The sequence below is a fragment of the Streptomyces sp. NPDC050842 genome, from assembly GCF_044456565.1.
In the GTDB taxonomy this organism is placed as follows: domain Bacteria; phylum Actinomycetota; class Actinomycetes; order Streptomycetales; family Streptomycetaceae; genus Streptomyces.
This window is the reverse complement of record NZ_JBITGA010000002.1, coordinates 373,989-398,659: the sequence shown is the minus strand read 5'-3', so window position 1 is coordinate 398,659 and position 24,671 is coordinate 373,989. Positions and strand designations below refer to the sequence as shown.

Genomic DNA, 24,671 nt, shown 5'->3' with positions numbered 1-24,671 from the left:
CATCCGTCTGTTCGCTGCCTTGAATGCGGATCGTCAGGCGTCGGCCCGGCTCTGTTCGCGCGGGACCGGCTTCGCGTCGACCGACTCGTTGTGGTTGTGCAGGGCGCGGTAGGCGAAGTAGTACGTGAACATCTGGAGCCCCCAGGTGCTCAGCGCGCCGATGTAGAAGAGGGTGTGCGCCTCGTCGTCGCCGGGGATGTGGACGAAGTCGTACGTCGAGGCGATGACGCATCCGGCAGCGGTCGCGAGACCCGCGCCGATGGCCCATCCCTTGGCGCCGATCGCCCAGAGCCGCTTCGAGAAGTAGATCAGGAACAGGGTGGTGAGAACGTTGACGACGATGAGGAAGACCGCGACCCCCACACCGAGCCGCTCGCCGAAGAGCAGGAGGAAGATCCCGACGGCGGCAGCGAACACGAACACCCCGACATCCGTCCTCACGGACGGCTTGTACAGATGCGTCACGCGCATCAGGCCCATGACGAGAATCAGCGTGATGCCGACCGACCGGGAGAACTGGTCGAAGAAGAACGCGGCGGTGTACATGGGGCTGTCCTCGGTCGCCCCGACGGCCGCGTAGACGAGGAAGTTCGACCCGGAGGTGGCAACGATGATCCATTCGAGGCCGAGAAGATAGTTCCCGTAGTTCCGGATGAACTTCCACCCGAAGGTGAATCCGACGATGATCATCCAGATGTCGGCGAGCAGGAAAAGCAAGTCTCTGAGTGCCATTCTTCCTCCGTTCCTTGAGGTCTCGTCGGCCTCTGGATTTCTACCGAGAGGCCACGATTCGAGGTGTCGCCTTTGCGGGTGTGCGCCGGGCGAATCGGATAGGTCAGATCGCAGTGGGCAGTCCGCTGTCGAGTGAGGTGTAGTCGTCCCGCTTCAGCGGATTCCCGGGGATCGGACACCTGCCCGGTGAATTCGGGCCGGCCGAGGCAGTGCTCCGACGGCTGCTTCCGGTCGATGCCGGCGACCTCAGGTCTTCGCGAGGGGTGAGAATCATGCTGCTTCATCACGGTCATCCGATCAAGTCATCTGACCAAGAATTTCGGGCGAGGGCTACGACCTCGGTTGATATGGACAAACCGGCTGGTAACCTGGAGGCTGACTTGATCGATCGTCCGACTTTGGCAGGGGGCAGATATGGCACGCGTACCGGCGGCCGAGCGGCGCAACGACCTGGTGAACGCCGCCATTCAAGTGATCGCGAGCCACGGCGTCGACGGTGCGACGACCCGCCGGATCGCTGAGCAGGCGAACGCCCCGCTGGCGACGCTGCACTACTGCTTCCAGACCAAGGAGCTGCTTTTCGCGGCCGTCTTCGAGCGGTTGACGGAGCGGTACCGTGAGGTTCTGATCGAGAACGATGTGCACGCCGACCTGGTCCCGACCGCGCGTGCGATCCTCCGCGGACTCTTGAACTGGTATCTCGAGTCCGATTCGGAATTCGCGTCCGCGAGCTTCGAGTTGATCAGCTGGGCGCAACGCCAGGCGGAGCATCCGGCGGTGACTGTGTACAACGAGGCGTTCAACGTCGTGCGATCGATCCTCGCGAGAGCGGCCGCCGGGCAGGACATCCCGGCCGAGACGATCGACCAGATCGGCTATGTCATCGGCACCCTTTCGGACGGCTTCGTGGTGAATTGGTTGACGTATGCCGACCGTTCGCGAGCCGCCGAGCAGGCAGAGGTCATCATCGATGTGCTCGATGCCTGGCTGGCCGCGAAGCTCGCCTGATCACCGACCATGGACGTGGCCTGTGACCGGCCCCGAGCGCGTCTACCTGCCGGCAGCACGCCGACGCGCCCGGGTCGGCCTCGTCACAGGCGTTTGACGGATTCCTCGACGATCCACGTCATCGTCGGATCGTCGCTCTCCATCCATTCCGGGTGCCACTGGACTCCCAGAACCGGTGCGTCCGGAAGCTCCACCGCCTCGACCACACCGTCAGCCGTCCGGCCCGTGACGAGAAGCCCGGTGCCGCAGCGGTCGACGGCCTGGTGGTGCCACGAGTTGGTGACAGCCCGCGCTCCGAACAGTCCCGCCACGATCGAGCCGGCCTCGAAGGTCACGACGTGATCGTCCGTGCCGTCGGTGAGCGCGGCCTCCTGCGACAGGTGCCGCACCTCGCCGGGCGGAAGGTCGGCGATGAGCGTGCCGCCGAGCGCGACGTTGAGGACCTGCATGCCCCGGCACACCGCGAGCACCGGGATGCGCCGTTCGAGCGCGGCACGCACGAGCGCGAGCTCGTACACGTCCCGCTCGGCATCGTGGACCATCGGGTCCGCACGAGGGTCGACGTCACGCACCACGGAGGTGTCCCCTCCCCAGCACGCCGGGTGCAGGTCCTGCCCACCGGTGACGACCACACCGGCCAGCCAGTGGCAGACCGCCTCCGCGTCCGTTTCGTACGAGAGGTTCACGGGGAGACCGCCGGCCCGCGCGATCCGGATCGCGTAGTCGGACATGTAGCTGTCGGCGCAGCGGTCGCCGTACCGCCGGTCCGCGCCCTTGATGAGGTCCAGCCGGATCCGCCGGCCGGTGATGCCGATCAGCGGCCGCACCGCGGTCGGCCCCTCGCCCATGGTGCTCACGGCAGTTCGAAGTATCGGGCGGACTCCCACGCGGAGAGTTCGGCGGACGGATCGCCGCCCCCGGTGTGGAACTGCATCCACTCCCACCGGCGCGACCCGACCCAGTAGTCCACGAACTCGGAGCCGAGGAGGTCGCGAAGGATCGGATCCGCTTCGAGGGCGGCGGCGGCCTTCGTGATCGTGTCCGGCAGTCGGGTGATCTCCCCGGGCGGCATACACCAGGCCATCTCCGCGACCGGCTCCGGCGGTTCGATCTTGCGCTCCAGGCCCGCGATCACACCGGCCAGCACGCCGGCGAGCGCGAGATACAGGTTGGCGTCGGCGCCAGGGACCCGGTACTCCAGGCGGGAGTACGACGGGTGTCCGCACACCGCCCGGATCGCGGTGGTCTTGTTGCTGATGCCCCAGCTGGCGGTGACCGGCGGGCCGCTGAGATCCACCAGGCGTCGGTACGAGGTGATCTGCGGGAGCACGATTGAGGTGTTGCCCTCGATCGTCGCAAGCAGACCGCCGACAGCATGGCGCATCGTTTCCGACGGCCCCTCCTCCGCGTAGAACGCGTTGACGCCGTCGCGCTGGAGGGAGAGATTGATGTGCGACGCCTGCCCATAGCCCGCGGTGGGCCGGGCCATGAAGGTGACCGTGTGGCCGAGGTCGAACGCGACCTCCCGCATGATCTGGCGGGTCCGCGCCCAGGAGTCACCGACCGCGACCGGGTCGCCGGGGGCCAGATTGATCTCGATCTGGCCGGCGGCGTCCTCGTCGCTCCATGCCTCCCACTCGATGCCGACCGCGTCGAGCCGCTCGGCGACGGCGTCCATGTACCCGGTCCAGTCCTTCGACTTCGCCAGGTGGTACCCCGTACCCGCGTTTCCGCCGAGCGGCGTCAGGCCCTGGTATCCGCGTGCGCGCGCCTCGTGGACGGACTCCTCGAAGACGGTCGCCTCGATCTCGACGGCCACGGTCGCGGTGAAGCCGAGCGAGGCGAGCCGGCCGGTCGTCTTCTTCGTCAGATTGCGCGGACAGATCGGGACCGGTGTGCCGTCCTTCAGCCAGTAGTCGCCGATCACGGCCTGGCGCCCCGGCTCCCACTCGACCAGCGTCGACATGTCGGGACGGAAATAGACGTCGTTCAGATGTCCGCGCCAGTCGGGGAAGACGAACCCGAGGACCGGCGCGTTGCCGAGGTCGAGCCCGAAGAGGAGATCGGCGAAGGCGAAACCCGAGTCCATGCCGGAGGCGAACTTCTTCGGGGTCAGCGTCTTGCCGAGGAACGAGCCCTCGTGGTTCGTCGCCTCCAGCCGAACGGCCCGAACGGCTGCGTCCAGGCCGTCAACTCCGGTGGCAGGCATGGTGAGTTCAGACATCGTAACGAACCTTCCAGGAAGCGCCGACCATGACCGACAGCTGGGACATGGTGCCTTGGATCCCGATCGCACCCGTGGAGAGCACGGCGAGTAGGTCGTCGGCTCCGGAGAACACGCCGGCGAGCGTCTCGGGGGCTCCGGCGATCAGGTACTGCGTCGTGCCATCGCCGAGCACGACCTGCTCGAGGCCGTCGGGCCCTTCGGTGACCGCGATGAGCACGTCCGGAATCCCTGGTACGGAGCGCGCGGCGGTCCAGAAGTGCTCGGCGGCCGACTGCCAGTCCGGCACCGGCGGCGACAGCGCGAGCAGCGCGTCCGCGGCGAGCTCGGCGTTCCCCGAGGGAGCGTCGACGGGTGCGAACCTGGCGTTCAGGTCGACGGTGATCGTGGCATCGGGCTCGACGCGGACTCCGCTCGAGACCTCGACGCCGCCGCCGCCGAAGGTGATCGTCGCCGCCTGCGGCGTCTCGTGGGACCGGATCGCCACAGTGGCGGCCGGTTTCCGCAGCACTGGGAGCGCATGCCCCGCGCGGGCGGAGTCACGCAGGGTGCGGCCGATCAGCCGGACGAGGGGAGTCGCATCGTCCTCGATCCTTACGTCGACCTCGGTCGCCGCTGGTGCGCCGGGCGCTGCGGGGGCCGTCGTGGTTTCGGTCATCCGCCAGTCCTTTCGACTTCGGGAGATCACGTGCGCCGTGATCGGCTGCTTCGGATCTCGGATGGACCGTGATCATCATGGTCAAGTGACTAGATCAGGTGACTAGGATGGTGGGGTACAGGTCGCGACCTGTCAATGACTTCGGGGAGGCCCCACAGTGAATGAAGTGAAGCCCTCGTACTGGGATCAGCTGGACGCCGATGCGCAGAACGCGGCACGATTCATCGCCGAAACCCTCAAGAAACCGCTCCGCGAGCTGGGTGCGGCAGCGGCACGGCAGCTCCTGACGACCCCGCCGTCGGAGCAGCCGATCACCCCCCTCGACCTGGTCGAATGCCTGACCCTTCCTGCCCGCTCCGGCGAGCTCCGCGCACGCCTCTACCACCCGGACGGCCCGCCGCCGTCCGCCGGACCGCGTCCGGCGCTGGTCTATCTGCACGGTGGCGGCTTCGTCCTCGGCACCCTCGACGGAGTGGACGAGGTCTGCCGCGCGATCGCCGCCCGCTCCGGGTGGGCGGTGCTCTCCCTGGAGTACCGACTCGCGCCGGAGAACCCCTATCCAGCAGCTCTCGACGACTGTTTCGACGCGTTCGCCTGGCTTCGCCGTGCGGCTCCGGGGTTCGGCCTCGATCCGCACATGATCGCCGTCGGGGGAGATTCCGCCGGTGGCAGTCTGGCTGCGGCGCTGTGCCTCAAGCTCCGGGACCTGGGGCTCGCTCGGCCGGTGTCCCAGGTGCTCGTCTATCCCGCCGTCGACGACGCGTTCGCCACCCCGTCCTGGACGGAGTTCGCCGACGCACCTCTCTTGACCAGTGCGGATGCGCGCTGGTTCTGGGAGCAGTACCTCGGACCTGACCACACGGGATCGGCCGATCACTACGCCGCCCCCATGCGCGCCGCATCATTGCAGGATCTTCCGCCGGCGCTGGTTCTCACTGCCGCGGTCGACCCGCTTCGCGACGACGCCGAGGCGTACGCCGAGAGGCTGCGCCGTGACGGAGTGGAGGTCGCCGTGACCCGCTGCGCCGGTGTGTTCCACGGTTTCTTCACCGAAGTGGGCGTGTTCGCGAGGGCGGACGAGGCGATCTCGCAGGTGGCGCGCCACCTGCGAGAGCTTCTCGAGGCCTGAGGCAACCACGGCCGGCGTGAATCGAATCGCATTCGACTATTGACGGCGCTCGGGCCCGTGGCTAGATTCCGTTGATCAAACGACTAAGTCAAATGACTGAGATGCGTACTCCGATGCGCCGAGGGGCGACGGCCCCCGCCCAGGCGAAGCCCTGACGGCCAGATGCCACCGCATGTCGACTACCCGAAGGCACACGCATGACTGAGACCACCCCATCCACCGCACCCGTCGTCGACCTCCTCTGCGTCGGTGCGGGATTCTCAGGCCTCTACGCGGCGTACAAGGCCGTCGAGAAGGACTGGACCTTCGCAGGATTCGAAGTAGCGCCCGATGTCGGCGGCACCTGGTTCTGGAACACGTATCCCGGTGCCCGGTGCGACGTCGAGAGCATCTACTACTCCTACTCGTTCAGTCAGGAGCTTCTGCAGGAGTGGACGTGGAGCGAGCGCTTCGCACCGCAAGCCGAGATCCTCAGCTACATCAATCACGTCGCGGACCGCTTCGACCTGCGTCGGCACTTCGACTTCGGCACCCGGGTGACGTCCGCGACCTGGCTCCCGGAGGAGCAGCTCTGGGAGGTGACCCTCGACTCCGGCGAGACCCGACGGGGCCGCCACCTGCTCGCCGCCTCGGGCGGCCTCTCGGCACCCAAGGACTTCGACGTGCCGGGCCTGGAGAACTTCACAGGGACCATGGTCTCGACGAGCCGGTGGGACATTCCGCTGAGCGGTCTGGCGGGCAAGCGAGTCGCCGTGATCGGCACCGGGTCGTCCGCGGTCCAGTGCATTCCGCTCATCGCCGAGGTCGCCGAGCACCTCACCGTGTTCCAGCGCACCCCCAACTATGTGTTTCCGGCCCGCAACGTCCCGCTGTCGGCGGACTACGTCGACGAGATCAAGGGCAGCTACGCGGCGATCCGCGAGGAGTGCCGCCACTCTCTCGGCGGCATCCCGGACCGCATCCCGGACGCCGCCGCGTTCGACGTCTCCGACGAGGAGCGGCGCGAGCGCTACGAGCGGGCCTATGTGCGCAGCGGATTCAACGGTGTCGGCGGCGAGTTCTCCGATCTGTTGACCGATGCGAGGGCCAACGAGACCGCCGCGGAGTTCGTGCGCGAGAAGATCCGCCAGATCGTCCAGGACCAGACGACCGCCGCGGTCCTCGAGCCCCGCTTCCACCCGCTCGGAGCCAAGCGCAGCTGTTTCGGCACCGACTACTACGAGACCTTCAACCGTCCCAACGTCTCGGTGGTCTCCCTGCGCGACGAGCCGATCGACACGATGACGAGCGACAGCATCGTCACGACGGCCGCATCCTACGAGGTCGACGCCATCGTGCTGGCGATCGGGTTCGACGCCTTCACCGGCCCGCTGTTCGCCCTGAACGTCTCCACCCCGGAGGCCGGCAGGCTGCAGGACGCATGGAGCGACGGAGTCCGGACGTACCTGGGCATCATGGCCGCCGGGTTCCCGAACTTCTTCATGATCGCCGGACCGCAGAGCCCCGCGCTCGCGAGCAATGTCGTGGTCACGATCGAGCAGGCCGTCGACTGGATCACCGATCTGATCGGGCACGCGAAGGCCGGCGGCGCCGAGGTCATCGAGCCGACGGCCGAGGCCCAGGACGACTGGGTGAAGATCACCGAGGGCACGGTCAACCAGACTCTCTACGCGACCGCCGACTCCTGGTACCGGGGGTCGAACGTGGCTGGCAAGCCGACGACCTTCCTCGGTTACGTGGGCGGAGTCGGCAAGTACCGCCGGATGTGTACCGAACTCGCCAAGCGCGGTTACCCGGGCATCGAGCTGGACGGCGAGACCGTAGCCCGTCGCCTCGGCCGTATCCACAAGGAGATCGCGTGAAGGTCGTACACCAGCGCTACGTCGCCCACTCCGAGGCGCACTACGCGGGGAACCTGGTCGACGGGGCCTTCGGGCTGAAGCTCTTCGGAGACGCCGGGACACACTTGGCGATCACCCTCGACGGCCACGAGAGCCTGTTCGCCGGGTATGCGTCGGTCGAGTTCCTCGCCCCGGTCCGGGGCGGCGACGTCGTCGAAGTGGAGGCGCGCCTGGCGTCGAAGGGAAGGCGCAGCCGGACCGTCGATTTCGAGCTGCGGATCATCTGCCGATCGGTCGACGACAGCGGCCGGGCCGAGGTGCTCACCGAACCCATCGTGGCCACCCGGGCGCGAGGGACGGCTGTCGTTCCGGCCGAAGCCGCAACGACAGCACGCTGACCGCCGGGGGGAGTGGGACTGCGTCAGCCGACGTGAGGCCCCTGTGGGTTGATCCAGAGTTTCGGTCCGAGACTGGTCCGGAAGCGCTGGTCAGGAGTGGGATACCGGTGGGAGGAACTGGGATTTTCGGCGTAGACGCGATGCGTCCCTACGCGGGGCGAGCGAGAGGCGCCTGGTGGGCGAAAGCCCAGGTCAGGCGCCTCTTTTCGTGCCCCTGGAAGAACCCGAGCTTCTTCGGTGAATAGCTGACCAGCAGGTTCTTCGTCTGCTGGTGGTACAGCAGTGACACCCACGATGATCAGGGGATACGGCGGTACGCGCGACTCTTTGGAGACGGCTGGTCCGGGAATGGTCCGGATCTTGGTGAGTGCGGTGCCCGGAGCGGCGGGGATCGGGTGGGTTCTGGGAGCCATAAGGGGCAGGGCGAGTGAGTGGGGGCCCCTGATGGTGGCCCCGGCTCGACGCCGGGGCCACATGCGTAAGCAACGCTGCCCTCCTGCACGGCAACGGCCGTCGGCCCTGTGCCCTTTCGGGAGGAAGGGGCACGGGGCCGACGTGATGACCGCACCTCGCCCGGGTGGCAGGCCGCGGACCTGAGCCCGCGCGCCAGTCCCAGGGCGCGGGCTCGGCGAGGGCGGAGCTACTTCTGGTTGATGGGCAGGGCCAGGTCGGTGACCTGGTACGTGGTCGGGAAGGCGCCCCTGCTGGTGGCTTTGCCCGACAGCAGGTCGACGGCGTACAGACGGTAGGAGCCGCCGGCTGCGATGGTCGCGAAGCCGTGGTTCATGCCGGTGGCGGGGTTGTAGGCGATGTCGAAGCCCGCGTCCAGGGAGGCGTCCACTCCGAGGTTGCCCGTGGGGGCGAGGGTGCCGGCGTTGGCGGGTGACTGCAGAGAGATCCGGTCGGCGATCGTGTCCAGGTCGAACAGGGTCGTGGCGGTGGCGGCGTTGAGGTCGTTGTTGGTGTAAGCGGCGCCGGTGACACCCATGGCGGTCGACGGCGGCATGGTCGGGTTGGTGAGGGTGCCGTCGACGGTCGTGGCCAGTGGAGCGGCCGCGTCGTCGATGTTGTGGCGCAGGTTCTGGCCGGTGTCGGAGATGACCCGCAGCCGGTTGGCAGCGGGGTTGAAGTCCACGCCGAACGCGCTGCCGGCCAGCGCGACGGTCAGCTGGGAGACCTTGATGGCCTGGGCGTTGGTGGTGTTCAGGGTGTAGATGCCGCCCTTGTCGCCGACGCCGTACAGCTTCTCGTTCTGGACGCGGAAGTCGATCCCGACGAGCTTGGTGTCGCCATGGTGCGGTTGGGCATGTTCACTCCTCTGCCAGTGCCTCGGCCAAGGCGGCCGTGGGCTTGTTGAGGGGTTCGTCACCGCCGCCGCGAAGGACAGGTGCCCCCAGCGGATGCCACCCGCATGGCGCAGCAGACCTCGCCCTCGTGCCGCCAGGGCGCTGTGGTCGGCCCCTCCTCGGCTACCTTCCGTCCCTTGCCGCGCACGGGCGCGTGCGCATCCGCGTGCCTGCTGGAGTTCCGTTCTTCCACGAGCCGCGTGGCGCGTCACCTGGGCGTCGCTCCGCTGGGATGGCCGCCAATCGGTCGGACGCGCGCCTCTAACGGGTGAGGTGAGGGCCCCGTCGCCCTCCTCCCCGGCCTGCGGTGTCCGAGGATCGCAGGCGGTCGGTGGACGGCCCTTCCAGGGCCGTTCCATCCACTGCAATCCGGAGGGCCCATCCATGCGCATCCTGCTCGTCGCCAGCAGCTTCAACTGCCTCACCCAGCGTGTCCTGGTCGAGCTGGGCGACCGGGGGCACACCGTTCCCGTAGAGGTCACCCCCGACGGGGCTGCCGTGCGCGAGGCCGTGGCGCGCCACGCGCCCGACCTGGTCGTGGCCCCCCTGCTGAAGGCTGCCGTGCCCCGTGATGTGTGGACGGCGCACCGTTGTCTGATCGTGCACCCGGGGCCCGTGGGCGACCGCGGCCCGTCCTCGCTTGACCACGCGATCCACGACGGGGTCGAGGAGTGGGGCGTCACCGTCCTCCAGGCCGACGAGGAGATGGACGCGGGCGACGTCTGGGCGACCGCCGCCTTCCGCGTCCCGGAGGTCGGCAAGAGCGATCTGTACCGCAACGAGCTGTCCGACGCCGCCGTGGCCGCCGTACTGCTCGCCGTCGAGAGGGTCGCCGCCGGGGCGACACCGCGTCCGCAGACCGGCGAGATCCTCGCACGTCCCGCACTCCGCCAGGAGGAGCGTCGGATCTCCTGGGGAGAGGACACCACCGAGACCGTGCTGCGCACCCTGCGGGCCGCCGACTCGCAGCCCGGGGTGCCGGACCGGCTGCTCGGCGCCGAGTGGTTCCTGCACGGCGGCCACGCGGAGGACGGTCTGCACGGTCGGCCCGGTGCCCTGCTCGCGACCCGGGCGGGCGCGGTCTGCCGCGCCACCGTGGATGGAGCGGTGTGGATCCCCGAGCTCCGTGCCCGCACCGGCCGTGGCAGGCCGCGTGCCTGCAAGCTCCCAGCCACCCGGGCCCTCGCCGGCCGACTGCCGGAGGTCCCCGAACTGCCGGCGCCCGCCGACCCGGCGCCGGGCCGGAGGACCTGGTCCGACATCCGGTACCGCGAGCAGGGGCCGGTCGGCGTTCTGTCCTTCGCGTTCCCCGGCGGGGCGATGAGTACCGACCAGTGTCGCCGCCTGCTGGACGCGTACGAGACCGCCCGCGGGCGTCCCACTTCCGTCCTGGTACTCGGCGGGCAGCGCGACTTCTTCTCCAACGGCATCCATCTGAACGTCATCGAGGCCTCCGCCGACCCTGCCGCAGAGTCCTGGGCCAACATCAATGCCATGAACGACCTGGTCGAGGCGGTTCTCACCACGACCGACCGATTGGTCGTGAGCGCGATCGGCGGCAACGCCGCCGCCGGCGGGGTGATGCTTGCCCTTGCCGCCGACGAGGTCTGGTGCCGTTCGGGGTCGGTGCTCAATCCGCACTACCGGCGCATGGGTCTGTACGGATCGGAGTACTGGACCCGCACCCTGCCCGGAAAGGTGGGCGAGGCCCTGGCCGCGCGCCTCACCGAAGAGGCGGGGCCGGTGTCCGCCGCGGCATCGCTGGACATGGGCCTGGTCGACCGGGTCGTCGACTGCGGACCCGGGGAGTTCACCGCCGAGATCACCCGATTGGCCCTCCGTCTGGCATCCCGTAGCGGGCTTCAGCCGCGGATCGCGGCGAAGAAGGCGGAGCACGAGTACCTGGAGTCCGTGGTTCCCCTTGCGGCCTGTCGTGAGCAGGAGCTCTCCCGGATGCGGTCGATCTTCGACGACCCCGCCGCGAGCTACCACGCACGGCGCCGGGCCTTCGTCCGGAAGGAGGCCCCCGAGCGGAGCTCCCGGACGGCCCAGGTGCGGGCGGGGGCAGATCGGCCGACTGTTGAGCAAGACCTAGGCCTGACATGAGGCCTTCGCCCCATCCCTCCTCAGGAGGCGACCCATGAGCGCAGCAAAGCCGGCCCCGGTCCAGGACCAGAGTGCCGCACCCGGCAGCGAAGAGAAGCCGATCCACATCCTCTGGATTAACGCGGGTCTGAGCTGCGACGGCGACTCGGTGGCCCTGACCGCCGCCATGCAGCCCAGCATCGAGGAGATCGCCCTCGCGGGGCTGCCTGGGCTGCCCAGGATCGCGGTCCACTGGCCGCTGATCGACTTCGAGTGCGGTCCGGTGGGCGGCGCCGACACGTTCATCGAGTGGTTCTTCAAGGGGGAGCGGGGCGAGATCGACCCGTTCGTGCTGGTCGTCGAGGGATCCATCCCGAACGAGGCCATCAAGCAGGAGGGCTACTGGAGCGGCTTCGGCGACAACCCGGAGACCGGTCAGCCCATCACGACCAGCGAGTGGATCGACCGGCTGGCACCCAAGGCCCTCGCCGTGGTCGCGATCGGCACCTGCGCCACGTACGGCGGCATCCACGCCATGGCGGGGAACCCGACCGGTGCGATGGGTCTCCCGGACTACCTCGGCTGGGACTGGAAGTCGCATGCCGGCATCCCCATCGTGTGCGTGCCCGGCTGCCCCATCCAGCCGGACAACTTCGCGGAGACGCTGACCTACCTGCTCTATCAGGCGGTCGGCTCCGCGCCCATGATCCCGCTGGACGACAAGCTCCGCCCGACCTGGCTGTTCGGGGCGACCGTGCACGAGGGCTGCGACCGGGCCGGCTACTACGAGCAGGGCCAGTTCGCCTCGACGTACGACTCACCCAAGTGCCTGGTCAAGCTCGGCTGCTGGGGCCCGGTCGTCAAGTGCAACGTCCCCAAGCGCGGCTGGATGAACGGCATCGGCGGCTGTCCGAACGTCGGCGGCATCTGCATCGCGTGCACGATGCCCGGATTCCCGGACAAGTTCATGCCGTTCATGGACGAACCTCCCGGCGGCAAGGTCTCCAGCACCGCCAGCGGCGTGTACGGCTCCGTCATCCGCCGCCTGCGGACCATCACGGCCAAGACCGTGGACAAGGAGCCGAAGTGGCGGCACACCGGCGAGCGCATCACCACCGGCTACCGGCCGCCTTGGTGACCGTGACGCCCTCGCACCATCCCCGCAGGACCTCCCATCCATCCCACTGTTCGCGAAGTCGAAGAGTTGACGAAGGGCACCACAGCGACCATGGCATCTCCGGCGAAGACGACGGGTGACGGCTCCGGCCTTGTGGAGATGGCCTGGGACCCCATCACCCGGATCGTGGGCAGCCTCGGCATCCACACGAAGATCGATTTCAAGCAGAAGCGCGTCGCGGAGTGCTACAGCACGTCCTCCGTCTTCCGCGGCTACAGCGTCTTCATGCGGGGCAAGGACCCCCGCGACGCGCACTTCATCACCAGCCGCATCTGCGGCATCTGCGGTGACAACCACGCGACCTGCTCCGTGTACGCACAGAACATGGCGTACGGCGTGAAGCCCCCGCACCTCGGTGAGTGGATCATCAACCTCGGCGAGTCCGCAGAGTACATGTTCGACCACAACATCTTCCAGGAGAACCTGGTCGGGGTCGACTATTGCGAGAAGATGGTCCGCGAGACCAACCCCGGCGTCCTGGAACTGGCCGAGCGCACCGAGGCGCCGCACGCCGCCGAGCACGGCTACCGCACGATCGCGGACATCATGCGTTCCCTCAACCCCCTCGAAGGGGAGTTCTACCGAGAGGCGCTCCAGGTCAGCCGCTACACCCGGGAGATGTTCTGCCTCATGGAGGGGCGGCACGTCCACCCCTCCACCCTCTACCCCGGCGGTGTCGGCACGGTCGCGTCCGTGCAGCTGTTCACCGACTACATGAGCCGCCTCATGCGGTACGTGGAGTTCATGAAACGGGTCGTCCCGCTCCACGACGACCTCTTCGACTTCTTCTACGAGGCACTGCCCGGCTACGAGGAGGTCGGCCGCCGCCGTGTGCTGCTCGGCTGCTGGGGCGCTCTCAACGACCCCGAGCACTGCGACTTCACCTACGCCAACATGAGCGACTGGGGCCGGCGGATGTTCGTCACCCCCGGTGTCGTCGTCGACGGCAAGCTGGTGACCAACGACCTCACCGAGATCAACCTCGGCATCCGCATCCTGCTCGGCAGCTCGTACTACGAGGACTGGGAGGGGCAGGAACAGTTCGTCACCCACGATCCGCTGGGCAACCCGGTCGACCCGCGCCACCCGTGGAACCAGCACACGATCCCGGCCCCGCAGAAGCGGAACTTCGACGACAAGTACAGCTGGGTCATGTCCCCACGCTGGTTCGACGGCAAGGACCACCTGGCACTGGACACCGGGGGCGGCCCCCTCGCGCGCCTGTGGTCCACCGCGCTCTCCGGCCTCGTCGACATCGGCTACATCAAGGCCACCGGGCACAGCGTCGTCATCAACCTCCCCCGGACGATGACCAAGCCGGAGACCACCTTCGAGTGGAAGATCCCGAAGTGGAGCAACGCCCTGGAGCGCAACCGCGCCCGGACCTACTTCCAGGCGTACGCGGCCGCCGTCGCCCTGCACTGCGCCGAGAAGGGCCTGGAGGAGGTCCGCGCCGGACGCACGCAGACGTGGGAGAAGTTCGAAGTGCCGGACGAGTCCATCGGCGTCGGCTTCACCGAGGCCGTGCGAGGTGTCCTCTCGCACCACATGGTCATCAGGGACGGCAAGATCGCCAACTACCACCCCTATCCGCCGACGCCGTGGAACGCCTCCACACGGGACACGTTCGGGACCCCCGGCCCGTACGAGGACGCGGTGCAGAACACCCCGATCTTCGAGGAGAACACGCCCGAGAACTTCAAGGGCATCGACATCATGCGCGCGGTGCGCAGCTTCGACCCCTGCCTGCCGTGCGGCGTCCACATGTACACGGGCAACGGCAGGACCGTGAAGCAGATGCACGTGCCCACCGGCCTGAGCGGTCTGGCCGGATGAGCACGACCACCGCCGAACAGGCGGGCCGACGCGTCGAGGAGGTCCTGGACCGGCTGGCCGACAGCGGCGACGCCGAGGCCTGCGCGGCCGCGGAGGAAGTCGTACGCGTCCTCATGGAGTTCTACGGCAGTGGCATCGCCCGCATGGTCGAGCTCCTCGGGAGTCCCGCCGCCCGTCCGCACGCCGACCCGCTGGCCCCGCTGCTCGCGGACGAACTCGTCACGAGCCTGCTCAATCTGCACGGACTGCACCCCGAAGACGCGCCGACCCGTATCGACCGCGCCTTGTCCGCCCTGCCGCAGCCCGTGGAGAACGCCGGGTTCGACACGGCGACGGGCGTGCTGCGGCTGCGGGTCACCGCCTCGACCGGCTGCGGCTGCTCCGGCACCCAGGAGTCCCTCCGCCAGGCGGCCGTGGACGCCCTCGCCTGCTTCGCCCCCGAGGTCACCGGGGTGGAGCTGGAGACCGGCGCCCCGCGCGAACCGGCGCTGCTCCAGATCGGCACCCGTCCGTCCCTCGCGGGCGCGGACGGCCGCTCGTCGGCGGCCCTGTGAACGGGCCGCCGAACGGCGCCGTGAGGCCCCCGCGGCCCACGGGCCTGCGCCGGTTCACCACCCCGCGTCCGCCCCGCGAGGAACGGTGCGAACTGTGTGGGGCGGCACTTGCGGCCGAGGTGCGTCACCCGCACCTCGTCGACACGGACAAGCGGGCCCTGGTCTGCGCATGCGGCCCGTGCGCGCAGCTGATGGACCGCTCCGCCGCCTCCCCGGGCCGCTTCCGGACGGTGCCCGGCCGCTTCCTGAGCGACCCGGGGCACCGGATCGACGACCAGGCGTGGGAGTCGCTGCGGATCCCGGTCTCCGTCGCGTTCTTCTTCCGCAACTCCGCCCTCGACCGCCCGGTGGCGCTCTACCCGAGCCCCGCCGGCGCCACCGAGAGCGAGCTGGAGGAGGACGCCTGGCGGTCCGTCCTCGACGCCACCCGGCTGGCCGCCCACCTCGAACCCGACGTGGAGGCCCTGTTGCTCCGCCGCCACGAGGGCCGCACCGAGTGCTTCCTCGTACCGATCGACCTCTGCTACGAACTGGTGGGCCGTATGCGACTGCATTGGCAGGGGTTCGACGGGGGTGCGGAGGCGCGGGCCGACCTCGACGCCCTCTTCACGCACGTACGCGGCCTGGCACGCGAGCCGCAGGAGAGCCGGCCGTGACCGAGTTCTCCTTCAGCTGCACCGACGTCCGCGCCGATCCCTACGCGGCCGGACCCACGCTCGTGTTCCGGCTGAGGATCACCGCCACCGGCGGCACCCGGGTCCACGCCATGGCCCTGCGCTGCCAGATCCGTATCGAACCCGCCCGACGCGGCTACGACGACCACGAGGCCGCAGCGCTGGGCGACCTTTTCGGCGAACGCTCCCGGTGGGGCAGCAGCCTCAACCCGGTGCAGTTCGCCCAGGCCTCCGTCATGGTGCCCGGCTTCACCGGCGAGGTCGAGACCGACCTCGTCGTGCCGTGCACCTACGACACCGACATCGCCGCGTCCAGGTACTTCCGGGCGCTCTCCGACGGTGACGTCCCGCTGCTCCTGCTCTTCTCCGGCACCGCGTTCACCGGCGCCGGCGGCTTCCACGTCGAGCCCGTTCCCTGGGACAAGGAGGTCTCCCACCGCATGCCCGTGAAGGTGTGGCGCGAGATGATCGACCAGCACTTCCCCGGCTGCGGTTGGATCCGGCTCCCGGGCGACGCGATGGACGCCCTGCTCGCCTACCGCTCGCGCCGGGCCCTCCCGTCGTGGGAGGCCACCGTCGAGTCCCTGCTCGAAGAGGCGGGGGAGAGGACAGCATGACCACCGTCGCCTTCACTCCCGGCACCGAGGCCCGATTCGCCGTCGCACGGCACGTCGCCGACGCTGTCCTCTTCGAGGGGTACGTCCTCTACCCGTACCGTGCGTCCGCCGCGAAGAACCGGCTCCGCTGGCAGTTCGGGGTCCTGGTCCCGCCGTCCTGGAGCGCCGCCGCCGAGGAGCACGACTTCCAGCTCACCGAGTGCCTCATGGAACCCAGGACCGGCGCCGAACTCGCCGTGGAGGTCCGATTCCTGTGCGCCCAGCGGCGTACCGTCGAGGAACTCCGCAGAGACGGGACCTTCGCTCCGACGGGCGAACTCCGTCTGCCCGACCGGGTTCTGGTGGCCTGGGACGAGGGCGTCGAGGAGCGCGTCACCCTCGTCGTCCCCGTCGCCGAACTGCGGGGCGACGGCCTCGCCCTGCCCTTCACCCGCCCCGCCACCGAGGAGACCGAGGCGGTCACCGATGCCGACGGACGCGTCCTCGGCCGACTCGTGCGCCGCCGCGAGGAGATCAGCGGCACCGTACGGATCTCGGCGGCAGAACTCGACGGCCCGTACCGTGTCGAGCGCCTCTCGGTCACGGTGGAGAACACCAGTGCCTGGACCGCCGAGCCGGACACCGACCGTCACGCGGCACTGCCGTACTCCCTCGTCGCCACCCACACCCTGCTCTGCCTCGACGGCGGTGCGTTCCTGTCGATGACCGACCCGCCGGAATGGGCCAGGGGCGCCGTCGCCGCCTGCCGCAACCTGCACACCTGGCCCGTGCTTGCCGGCGAACCCGGCCGTGACGACCTGATGCTGTCCTCGCCGATCATCCTGGAGGATCATCCGGCCATCGCGCCCGAGAGCCCCGGCGCCCTCTACGACGCGACCGAGATCGACGAGATCCTCGCCCTGCGCACGGCGGCCCTCACCGACGAGGAGAAGCGTGAGGCCAGGGGGACCGACGCCCGCGCGGCGGCGGTGATCGAACTGGCGGACACCATGCCGCCCGAAGTCCTCGAACGTCTGCACGGAGCGGTCCGGAGCCTCCAGAGCGTCACCGGAACCCCGAAGTCGGCCGGCAACATTCTCGAACCGGAGACGCCCTGGTGGGACCCGGGCGGCGACACCGGCGTCGATCCGGGCAACGACCACGTCCTCGTCGACGGACGCGCCGTCCGCGCGGGCAGCAGGGTCGTCCTGCGCCCGCGGCTCCGCCGCACGGACGCCCAGGACCTGTTCCTCGCCGGGCGCAGTGCTCTGGTCGAGGCGGTCCTCCACGACGTCGACGGAGGAGTCCACATCGCGGTCACCGTGGAGGACGACCCGGGCGCCGACATCCGCCGCGAACAGGGCCGGTTCCTCTACTTCCAGCCCGACGAGGTCGAAGCCCTGGAGGACATGTGAACGGCCCGGCACCCGAGGCCGGAGAGCCCGGTACGGCCCGCACCCTCGTGGCAGGGGTGGGCAACATCTTCCTCGGCGACGACGGCTTCGGCGTGGAGACTCTGCGGAGACTCACCCGCGAGGAACTCCCCGCCTCCGTCGAGCTGGCCGACGTCGGCGTCCGAGGCGTCCACCTCGCCTACGAACTCCTCGACGGCTGGGACACCCTCGTCCTCGTTGACGTCACGGCCCGCGGCGGTGCACCTGGGACGCTCTATCTGATCGACGCCTCGGCGGCCGGCGACCGAGGCCGCGGTACCGAGCCCGCGCCGCTCGACGGCCACCGGATGACGCCCGACGCCGTCCTCGCCCTGCTCGACACCCTGTGCGCGGGAACCGGAGCCGCGCCGCCACGGCGGATCCTCGTCGTCGGCTGCGAACCGGCCTGCCTCGACGAGGGCATCGGGCTCAGCCCGCAGGTCGCCGCGGCCGTTCCCGAGGCCGTGCGCATGGTGACCGAACTGGTCCGCCAGGAAGCCGTCGTATGAAGACCGAAACGGAGAGCACCATGCACAGGAACGTCCTCGGCGCCGCAGCCGCCGCCATCGCCGCCCTCGCCGTCGCGGCCGTCGTCGTCGGAGTCCTTCCCGACCTCCGGCGCTACCTGCGCATCAGCAGGATGTGACCCCCCGCCTGCTCGGTGGCGGCTGCACCGAATGGACGACACAGCCGTCCGGTCCCGGCGCGCCGGGCGTTGGCCCGCCACCCCCCGTTCTCTAATGGCGCCCGAGACCCCACCCCGGCGCCCAGGACGGAGACCGATGCACGAGATGTCCCTCGCGGTTGCCGTCGTCGACCAGGTCGAGACCGCGGCGAAGGCCTGCGGGGCCGTCGGTGTCAGCAGCATCGAGCTGGACGTGGGCGAACTGGCCGGCGTCGTCGCCGACGCCCTCGCCTTCTCCTTCGAACTCGCCTGCGCCGGAACCGTCGTCGAGGGCGCCGAGCTGATCACCCGTACCGTCCCGGGCACCGCGCGCTGCGCGGCGTGCGCCGAGGACTGGGCGGTCGGCATGCCGCCCCGGCTGCTCTGCCCCGGCTGCGGCGCCGCAGCCGACGGACTCGTCTCCGGCCGCGAACTCCAGATCCGGGAGGTCCGCTGGGCCGATCCGGAGGCGCCGCGCGAGGAACATCGCCAACCGATCACCGAGGAGAGCTGAGCATGTGCCGAGCAGTCGATCTCCAGCGCGCAGTCCTCGCCAAGAACGAGGCCGCGGCACATATCCTGCGTACCGAGCTGAACGCCCGCGGCACCACCGTGATCAACCTCCTCTCCAGCCCCGGCAGCGGCAAGACCGCCCTCCTTGAGCGCGAACTGCGCCTCGCCGGCGAACGGGGCGTCAGCGCCGCCGCGCTCACCGCCGACCTCGCCACCGAGAACGACGCCCGCCGCCTTGCCCGCTCGGGCGTCCCCGTCAAGCAGGTGCTCACCGACGGCCTCTGCCATCTGGAGGCCGACATGGTCGCCCGGCACCTGCACGACTGGCTGCCGGAGTCCACCCGGCTGCTATTCGTCGAGAACGTCGGCAACCTCGTCTGCCCCGCCGGCTACGACCTGGGGGAGTCCCTCCGCGTCGTGCTCGCCTCGGTCACCGAGGGGGAGGACAAGCCGCTCAAGTACCCCACCGCGTTCGGTCTCGCCCAGCTGGTGATCGTCACCAAGACCGACATGGCCGAGGCCGCGGAGTTCGACGAGACGGCGTTTCGCGCCAACGTGCAGCAGGTCAACCCCGGCGTCGAGGTCGTTCTCAGCTCGGTACGTGACGGCAGAGGAGCCGGCGCCCTCCTTGACCGGGCCCTCGCGACGGCCGAGGGCAACCGTGTCCACACCCCGGTGATGGCCCAGGCCGGCGCGTGACCACGGCGCGGCCCGGACCCGCCCCCGCCATGGCCCCGCGGCGCAGCCGTGTGGTCGTCCGCGGCGTCGTGCAGGGCGTGGGCTTCCGGCCCTTCGTATACGCCCTCGCCACCGGGCTGCGCCTGTCCGGCCACGTCACCAACACGGCGGACGGAGTCGTCGCGGAGGTCGAGGGAGACCCCGCAGACGTCGCGTCCTTCTGCGCCCGCCTCGCGCCCGACGCCCCACCCCTGGCCCGGGTGGAGTCGGTCGAGGCGGCCGAGTTGACCGCGAGCGGCGGCAACGGATTCACGATCGTGCCCTCCAGCCAGGGCGACGCCGTCCGCACCCTTGTCCCGCCGGACACCGCCACCTGCGACGACTGCCTCGCGGAGCTCGCAGACCCGGCCGACCGGCGGTATCTGCACCCCTTCATCACCTGCACCAACTGCGGCCCGCGGTTCACGATCGTCACGGGACTGCCCTACGACCGGGTCCACACCACCATGGCTGGCTTCCCGATGTGTCCGGACTGTACCCGGGAGTACGAGGACCCCACCGACCGGCGCTTCCACGCGCAGCCCGTCGCCTGCCCCCACTGCGGCCCCCGGCTGCGGCTGCTCACGGCGCCCGGCCGCCCCGCCCCCCACGGTTCCGATCCGGCCCCCGACTCCGGCTGGGCCGACCCCGGTGCCGACCCGGTCGCCGCCGCACGCCGGATGCTCGCCTCCGGCGCGATCCTCGCCGTCAAAGGCCTCGGCGGCTACCACCTGGCCTGCGACGCGACGAACCCCGACGCGGTGGCCGAACTGCGCCGCCGCAAGGCGCGCGGTGACAAACCGTTCGCGATGATGACCGCGGACCTCGCCGACGTCGAGCCCCTCGTGCACCTCGGCACGCTCGAACGTGAACTCCTCACCAGCGGCGCCCGGCCCGTCGTCCTGCTGCGCCGCCGCCGCGACGACGCCCGCCCGCGCCACGGGGCCGCGCCGGCGCAGGCGGTGGCGCCGGGCAGCCCGGACCTCGGCTTCATGCTCCCGTACACACCGGTGCACCATCTCCTCCTCGGCCTCGGCAGGGCGGACGGGAAAGGGCCCCGGCTCCTCGTGATGACCAGCGGCAATCTCGCTGGCGAGCCCATCGTCACGGACGACGAGGAGGCACTGACCAGACTCACCGGCCTGGCGGACGCCTGGCTCCTGCACGACCGGCCGATCCATGTCCCCTGCGACGACTCCGTCGTCCGCGTCTGCGACGGCGAGCAGCTGACGCTGCGCCGCTCACGGGGCTATGCGCCGCTGCCGGTCTCGCTGCCCGTGGAGGTCGCCCCCGCCCTCGCCGTCGGAGGGGACCTGAAGAACACCTTCTGCCTCGGCGACGGACGCCAGGCCTGGCTCTCCGCCCACATCGGCGACATGGACGACCTCGCCACCCAGCTCGCCCTCGCCTCCGCCGAACGGCAGCTGGAGTCCGTCACGGGGGTACGCCCCGGACTGATCGCCGCCGACCGCCACCCCGCCTACCGGTCCACCCGCTGGGCCCGCGAACACGCTTCGGGACGGCCCGTCGTCCCCGTACAACATCACCACGCGCACATCGCGGCGGCGATGGCCGAGAACGGCCTCGACGGCACGGATCCCGTGATCGGCGTTGCCTTCGACGGCACCGGCTACGGTCTCGACGGCGCCGTGTGGGGCGGTGAGTTCCTGCTCGCGGACTACACCGGGTTCGAGCGGTTCGCGCACCTCGCCTACGTACCCCTGCCGGGTGGCGACGCGGCCGTACGACGGCCCTACCGCATGGCTCTGTCCCACCTGCGGGCCGCGGGCCTCGACGCCGACCGGGATCTTCCCTGCACGCGAGCCTGTGCGCCCGGTGAACTGACCGTATTGGAAAGGCAGTTGGCGCGAGAGCTGAACTGCGCTCCCACGTCGAGCATGGGGCGCCTCTTCGACGCCGTCTCGTCCCTGGCGGGGATCTGCCAGCACGCGGGATACGAGGCGCAGGCCGCGATCGAACTGGAGGCCGCGGCCCTGCGCGTACCCGGCGTGGCCGAGGACGAACGCTATGTCTTCCGGCTCGGTTCGCCGCACTCCGGCGCCCCGCTCACCGCAGACCCCGCACCCCTTCTGGCGGCGGTGGTCACCGACGTGCTGGACGGGACCCCGGCAGCCGTCGTCGCGGCGCGGTTCCACCATGCGGTGGCCCGACTGGTGCGCAGCGTCTGCGCCGCCGCGCGCGGCGATACCGGCGTGGAGAGCGTCGCCCTGACCGGCGGAGTGTTCGCCAACACGCTGCTCTCCTCGGCCTGCGCCGAAGGGCTGCGGGGGGACGGCTTCACCGTGCTGCGCCACGGCCGGATTCCACCGAACGACGGCGGTCTGGCCCTCGGCCAACTCGTCGTGGCCGCCCGGACGACGGACCGAGCGGCCACCGCCGTGCCGCGACGAGAGCGACAGTGAGGAGACACCCATGTGCCTGGCGGTACCCGGAAGAGTGCTGGACGTCGAGGACCGGGACGGCACCCGGATGGCCACGGTCGACTTCGGAGGTGTGGTCAAGGAGGTGTGCCTGGAGTACCTGCCGGACCTGAAACCCGGCGAGTACGCCATCGTGCACGTGGGATTCGCCCTCCAGAAGCTCGACGAGGAGTCGGCCAAGCGGACGCTGGAGCTGTTCGAGACCCTCGGCCTGCTCCAGGAGGAGTTCGGAGACCCGTGGGAGGCCGCCGAGGCCGCGGTGGGCGAGTGGCAGACGCAGGACGACGTCCACGGAGAGGTACGGCCGTGAAGTACATCGACGAGTTCCAGAACCCTGACCTGGCACGTCGGCTGCTCGACGAGATCCGGGCGACGGTGACGCGCCCCTGGGCCCTGATGGAGGTATGCGGCGGACAGACCCACAGCATCATCCGGCACGGCATCGACCAGCTTCTGCCCTCAGAGATCGAGCTGATCCACGGCCCGGGCTGTCCGGTCTGCGTCACGCCGCTGGAGATGATCGACAAGGCCCTGGAGATCGCCTCCCGGCCGGGGGTGATCTTCTGCTCGTTCGGCGACATGCTTCGTGTCCCCGGCACGGGCCGCGACCTGTTCCAGGTCCGCGGGCAGGGCGGCGACGTCAGGGTGGTCTACTCCCCGCTGGACGCTCTGCGGATTGCCGAGCAGAACCCGGACCGGGAGGTGGTTTTCTTCGGCATCGGTTTCGAGACCACGGCGCCCCCCAACGCGATGACGGTCCATCAGGCGCGCAAGCGGAACATCCGCAACTTCAGTCTCCTCGTGTCCCACGTCCGGGTCCCCCCGGCCATCGACGCGATCATGCGGTCCCCGGACTGCCGCGTCCAGGGTTTCCTCGCGGCCGGCCACGTCTGCAGCGTGATGGGCACGAACGAGTACCCCGAGCTTGCACAACGCCACCAGGTGCCGATCGTGGTCACGGGATTCGAGCCGCTGGACATCCTGGAAGGCGTACGCAGGACCCTGCTTCAACTGGAGCAGGGCGAGCACGCGGTCGAGAACGCCTATCAGCGCGCGGTGACGGCCGAGGGCAATCCGGCGGCGCAGGCGATGCTGAGCGATGTCTTCGAGATCACCGACCGGGCCTGGCGCGGCATCGGCGTCATCCCGGACAGCGGCTGGCGCCTGTCCGAACGCTACCGTGACCACGACGCCGAGTACCGCTTCTCCGTCGAGGGCATCGACACCCGCGAGCCCGCCGAGTGCCGCAGCGGCGAAGTCCTCCAGGGCCTGTTGAAGCCCAACGAATGCGAGGCGTTCGGCATCACCTGCACACCTCGCTCCCCGCTCGGCGCCACAATGGTGTCCAGCGAGGGCGCCTGCGCCGCCTACTACCTCTACCGGCGGCTCGACGGCGGAACCCCGGGACAGCGGCCTCCCGCGGCGGCCCGCGTGGCCTCCGGAACCCCGTCCCCGGTCACCGCTTCTCTGGAGGGCAGCCCCCTTGCCTGACACCGTCAGCACCACCCCGGCGGTCGACGGCGTCGACGCCGCACGGCCTGCACCCGACATGCTCGCCTGGACCTGCCCGGCGCCACTGCGCGACCAAACGCGCATTGTCATGGGCCACGGCGGCGGAGGTGCGCTGTCCGCGGAGCTGATTGAGCACGTCTTCGCGCCCGCCTACGGCGGACCGGCCCTCGCGCACACCGCCGACGCGGCCGAGATCCGCATCGGCGGCGCCCGTCTGGCGTTCTCCACGGACTCCTTCGTGGTGCGCCCCCTGTTCTTCCCCGGCGGCAGCATCGGCGACCTCGCCGTCAACGGCACCGTGAACGACCTTGCGATGAGCGGCGCCCGGGCGAGCCACCTGTCCTGCGGGTTCATCCTGGAGGAAGGCGTCGAGACCCAGGTGGTCGCCCGCGTCGCGCAGGCCCTCGGTGCGGCGGCGCGCGTGGCCGGCGTCCAGGTCGTCACCGGTGACACCAAGGTCGTGGAGGCCGGTCACGGCGACGGCATTTACATCAACACCTCGGGGGTCGGGCTGATCCCCGACGGAGTCGACCTGCGGCCGCAACGGGTAGTGCCCGGGGACGTGGTGATCGTGAGCGGCCCGATCGGCATGCACGGCGTAGCGATCATGAGCGTGCGGGAGGGCCTCGAATTCGGTGTCGAGATCACCAGCGACTGCGCACCGCTCGGCGGCCTTGTCGAGGCGATGCTCGCCGTCACACGGGACCTGCACGTGCTGCGCGACCCCACACGCGGGGGCCTGGCCGCCTCGCTGAACGAGATCGCGGCGGCGTCGGGCACGGGTGTCGTCATCCAGGAGCGTGCCGTTCCGGTCCCCGAAGCGGTCGGCAACGCCTGCGCGGTGCTCGGACTCGACCCCATGTACGTGGCGAACGAGGGCAAGCTCGTGGCCTTCGTCCCGCGAGACCACGCAGACGCCGTACTCGCCGCGATGCGCGCCCACCCCTCGGGTACCGAAGCAGCGGTGATCGGCGAGGCGGTCGAGACCCATCCAGGCATGGTGGTGGCTCGCACCGGACTCGGCGGCACCCGCGTCGTGGACATGCCGCTCGGAGAGCAGCTGCCGCGGATCTGCTGAGCTCAGGCCCGGCGGCCGTGACGCTCACGGGAGGTGTCGAGGGTCCACGTGTGAG

General features: G+C 69.9%; 24 protein-coding genes. 19 read left to right on the top strand and 5 right to left on the bottom strand.

Going from position 1 to position 24,671, the window contains the following annotated elements; translation table 11 throughout:
• Positions 1–33 precede the first annotated feature (33 nt).
• Positions 34–732 (bottom strand): transporter, encoded by a 699-nt coding sequence (locus ACIBG6_RS07130; protein WP_399221543.1) that lies wholly within the window; start codon positions 730–732, stop codon positions 34–36.
• A gap of 414 nt (positions 733–1,146) precedes the next feature.
• Here ACIBG6_RS07130 and ACIBG6_RS07125 point away from each other — a divergent pair, with 414 nt between their 5' ends.
• Positions 1,147–1,740 (top strand): TetR/AcrR family transcriptional regulator, encoded by a 594-nt coding sequence (locus ACIBG6_RS07125; RefSeq protein ID WP_361955850.1) that lies wholly within the window; start codon positions 1,147–1,149, stop codon positions 1,738–1,740.
• An 83-nt stretch (positions 1,741–1,823) separates the two neighbouring features.
• On the opposite strand, the gene ACIBG6_RS07120 is transcribed toward ACIBG6_RS07125, so the two are convergent.
• From ACIBG6_RS07120 to ACIBG6_RS07110, 3 genes are read right to left on the bottom strand one after another with little or no spacing between them, the layout of a single operon-like run.
• A complete protein-coding gene (locus tag ACIBG6_RS07120) occupies positions 1,824–2,588 on the bottom strand; it encodes a gamma-glutamyl-gamma-aminobutyrate hydrolase family protein (RefSeq protein WP_399221953.1) in 765 nt (254 codons plus the stop codon).
• Positions 2,589–2,593: 5 nt separating this feature from the next.
• Positions 2,594–3,964 carry a glutamine synthetase family protein gene (locus ACIBG6_RS07115; RefSeq protein WP_399221542.1) on the bottom strand — a complete coding sequence of 457 codons (1,371 nt, stop codon included), beginning with the start codon at positions 3,962–3,964 and terminating at the stop codon, positions 2,594–2,596.
• On the bottom strand, positions 3,957–4,622 hold the full coding sequence (locus tag ACIBG6_RS07110; RefSeq protein ID WP_399221541.1) for a hypothetical protein: 666 nt from the start codon (positions 4,620–4,622) through the stop codon (positions 3,957–3,959). The genes ACIBG6_RS07115 and ACIBG6_RS07110 overlap by 8 nt, the downstream gene beginning before the upstream one ends.
• A 157-nt stretch (positions 4,623–4,779) precedes the next feature.
• Between ACIBG6_RS07110 and ACIBG6_RS07105 the strand changes: the two genes are divergently transcribed.
• From ACIBG6_RS07105 to ACIBG6_RS07095, 3 genes are all read left to right on the top strand, one after another.
• Complete coding sequence (locus ACIBG6_RS07105; protein ID WP_399221540.1) at positions 4,780–5,751, top strand: alpha/beta hydrolase; 972 nt, start codon at positions 4,780–4,782, stop codon at positions 5,749–5,751.
• Between the two features lie 197 nt (positions 5,752–5,948).
• On the top strand, positions 5,949–7,613 hold the full coding sequence (locus tag ACIBG6_RS07100) for a flavin-containing monooxygenase (protein ID WP_399221539.1): 1,665 nt from the start codon (positions 5,949–5,951) through the stop codon (positions 7,611–7,613).
• Positions 7,610–7,990 carry a hotdog domain-containing protein gene (locus ACIBG6_RS07095; RefSeq protein ID WP_399221538.1) on the top strand — a complete coding sequence of 127 codons (381 nt, stop codon included), beginning with the start codon at positions 7,610–7,612 and terminating at the stop codon, positions 7,988–7,990. Before ACIBG6_RS07100 ends, ACIBG6_RS07095 begins: the two co-directional genes overlap by 4 nt.
• 640 nt (positions 7,991–8,630) lie before the next feature.
• On the opposite strand, the gene ACIBG6_RS07090 is transcribed toward ACIBG6_RS07095, so the two are convergent.
• Complete coding sequence (locus ACIBG6_RS07090) at positions 8,631–9,359, bottom strand: DUF4394 domain-containing protein (protein ID WP_399221537.1); 729 nt, start codon at positions 9,357–9,359, stop codon at positions 8,631–8,633.
• Positions 9,360–9,720: 361 nt separating this feature from the next.
• Here ACIBG6_RS07090 and ACIBG6_RS07085 point away from each other — a divergent pair, with 361 nt between their 5' ends.
• The 15 genes from ACIBG6_RS07085 to hypE all read left to right on the top strand — a co-directional run bounded on the left by ACIBG6_RS07085 (position 9,721) and on the right by hypE (position 24,616).
• Complete coding sequence (locus tag ACIBG6_RS07085) at positions 9,721–11,442, top strand: hydrogenase maturation protein (RefSeq protein WP_399221536.1); 1,722 nt, start codon at positions 9,721–9,723, stop codon at positions 11,440–11,442.
• A 34-nt stretch (positions 11,443–11,476) separates the two neighbouring features.
• Complete coding sequence (locus ACIBG6_RS07080) at positions 11,477–12,559, top strand: hydrogenase expression protein HypE (protein WP_356683189.1); 1,083 nt, start codon at positions 11,477–11,479, stop codon at positions 12,557–12,559.
• Between the two features lie 90 nt (positions 12,560–12,649).
• Complete coding sequence (locus ACIBG6_RS07075; RefSeq protein WP_189830289.1) at positions 12,650–14,434, top strand: nickel-dependent hydrogenase large subunit; 1,785 nt, start codon at positions 12,650–12,652, stop codon at positions 14,432–14,434.
• Complete coding sequence (locus ACIBG6_RS07070; RefSeq protein ID WP_399221535.1) at positions 14,431–14,988, top strand: hypothetical protein; 558 nt, start codon at positions 14,431–14,433, stop codon at positions 14,986–14,988. The genes ACIBG6_RS07075 and ACIBG6_RS07070 overlap by 4 nt, the downstream gene beginning before the upstream one ends.
• Positions 14,985–15,644, top strand: a complete 660-nt coding sequence (locus tag ACIBG6_RS07065) for a DUF5947 family protein (RefSeq protein WP_399221534.1) — start codon at positions 14,985–14,987, stop codon at positions 15,642–15,644. Before ACIBG6_RS07070 ends, ACIBG6_RS07065 begins: the two co-directional genes overlap by 4 nt.
• Entirely contained in the window at positions 15,641–16,279 is a 639-nt protein-coding gene (locus ACIBG6_RS07060; protein WP_371634818.1) for a DUF6084 family protein, read from the top strand. Before ACIBG6_RS07065 ends, ACIBG6_RS07060 begins: the two co-directional genes overlap by 4 nt.
• The gene (locus ACIBG6_RS07055) at positions 16,276–17,673 is read left to right on the top strand and encodes a hypothetical protein (protein ID WP_399221533.1); all 1,398 of its coding nucleotides are present in this window, start codon (positions 16,276–16,278) and stop codon (positions 17,671–17,673) included. Before ACIBG6_RS07060 ends, ACIBG6_RS07055 begins: the two co-directional genes overlap by 4 nt.
• Complete coding sequence (locus ACIBG6_RS07050; RefSeq protein ID WP_356683199.1) at positions 17,670–18,200, top strand: hydrogenase maturation protease; 531 nt, start codon at positions 17,670–17,672, stop codon at positions 18,198–18,200. The genes ACIBG6_RS07055 and ACIBG6_RS07050 overlap by 4 nt, the downstream gene beginning before the upstream one ends.
• The gene (locus ACIBG6_RS07045) at positions 18,197–18,337 is read left to right on the top strand and encodes a DUF6893 family small protein (RefSeq protein ID WP_399221532.1); all 141 of its coding nucleotides are present in this window, start codon (positions 18,197–18,199) and stop codon (positions 18,335–18,337) included. Before ACIBG6_RS07050 ends, ACIBG6_RS07045 begins: the two co-directional genes overlap by 4 nt.
• A gap of 136 nt (positions 18,338–18,473) precedes the next feature.
• On the top strand, positions 18,474–18,869 hold the full coding sequence (locus ACIBG6_RS07040; protein ID WP_399221531.1) for a hydrogenase maturation nickel metallochaperone HypA: 396 nt from the start codon (positions 18,474–18,476) through the stop codon (positions 18,867–18,869).
• Between the two features lie 2 nt (positions 18,870–18,871).
• A complete protein-coding gene (gene hypB, locus ACIBG6_RS07035; RefSeq protein WP_356683205.1) occupies positions 18,872–19,567 on the top strand; it encodes a hydrogenase nickel incorporation protein HypB in 696 nt (231 codons plus the stop codon).
• Between the two features lie 29 nt (positions 19,568–19,596).
• Positions 19,597–22,008 (top strand): carbamoyltransferase HypF, encoded by a 2,412-nt coding sequence (gene hypF / locus ACIBG6_RS07030; protein WP_399221952.1) that lies wholly within the window; start codon positions 19,597–19,599, stop codon positions 22,006–22,008.
• 10 nt (positions 22,009–22,018) lie between these two features.
• Positions 22,019–22,336 carry a HypC/HybG/HupF family hydrogenase formation chaperone gene (locus tag ACIBG6_RS07025; RefSeq protein WP_399221530.1) on the top strand — a complete coding sequence of 106 codons (318 nt, stop codon included), beginning with the start codon at positions 22,019–22,021 and terminating at the stop codon, positions 22,334–22,336.
• Positions 22,333–23,517, top strand: coding sequence for a hydrogenase formation protein HypD (hypD, locus tag ACIBG6_RS07020; RefSeq protein WP_399221529.1), 1,185 nt, complete (start codon positions 22,333–22,335; stop codon positions 23,515–23,517). The genes ACIBG6_RS07025 and hypD overlap by 4 nt, the downstream gene beginning before the upstream one ends.
• Before the next feature lie 58 nt (positions 23,518–23,575).
• On the top strand, positions 23,576–24,616 hold the full coding sequence (gene hypE / locus ACIBG6_RS07015; protein WP_399221951.1) for a hydrogenase expression/formation protein HypE: 1,041 nt from the start codon (positions 23,576–23,578) through the stop codon (positions 24,614–24,616).
• Positions 24,617–24,671 lie beyond the last annotated feature (55 nt).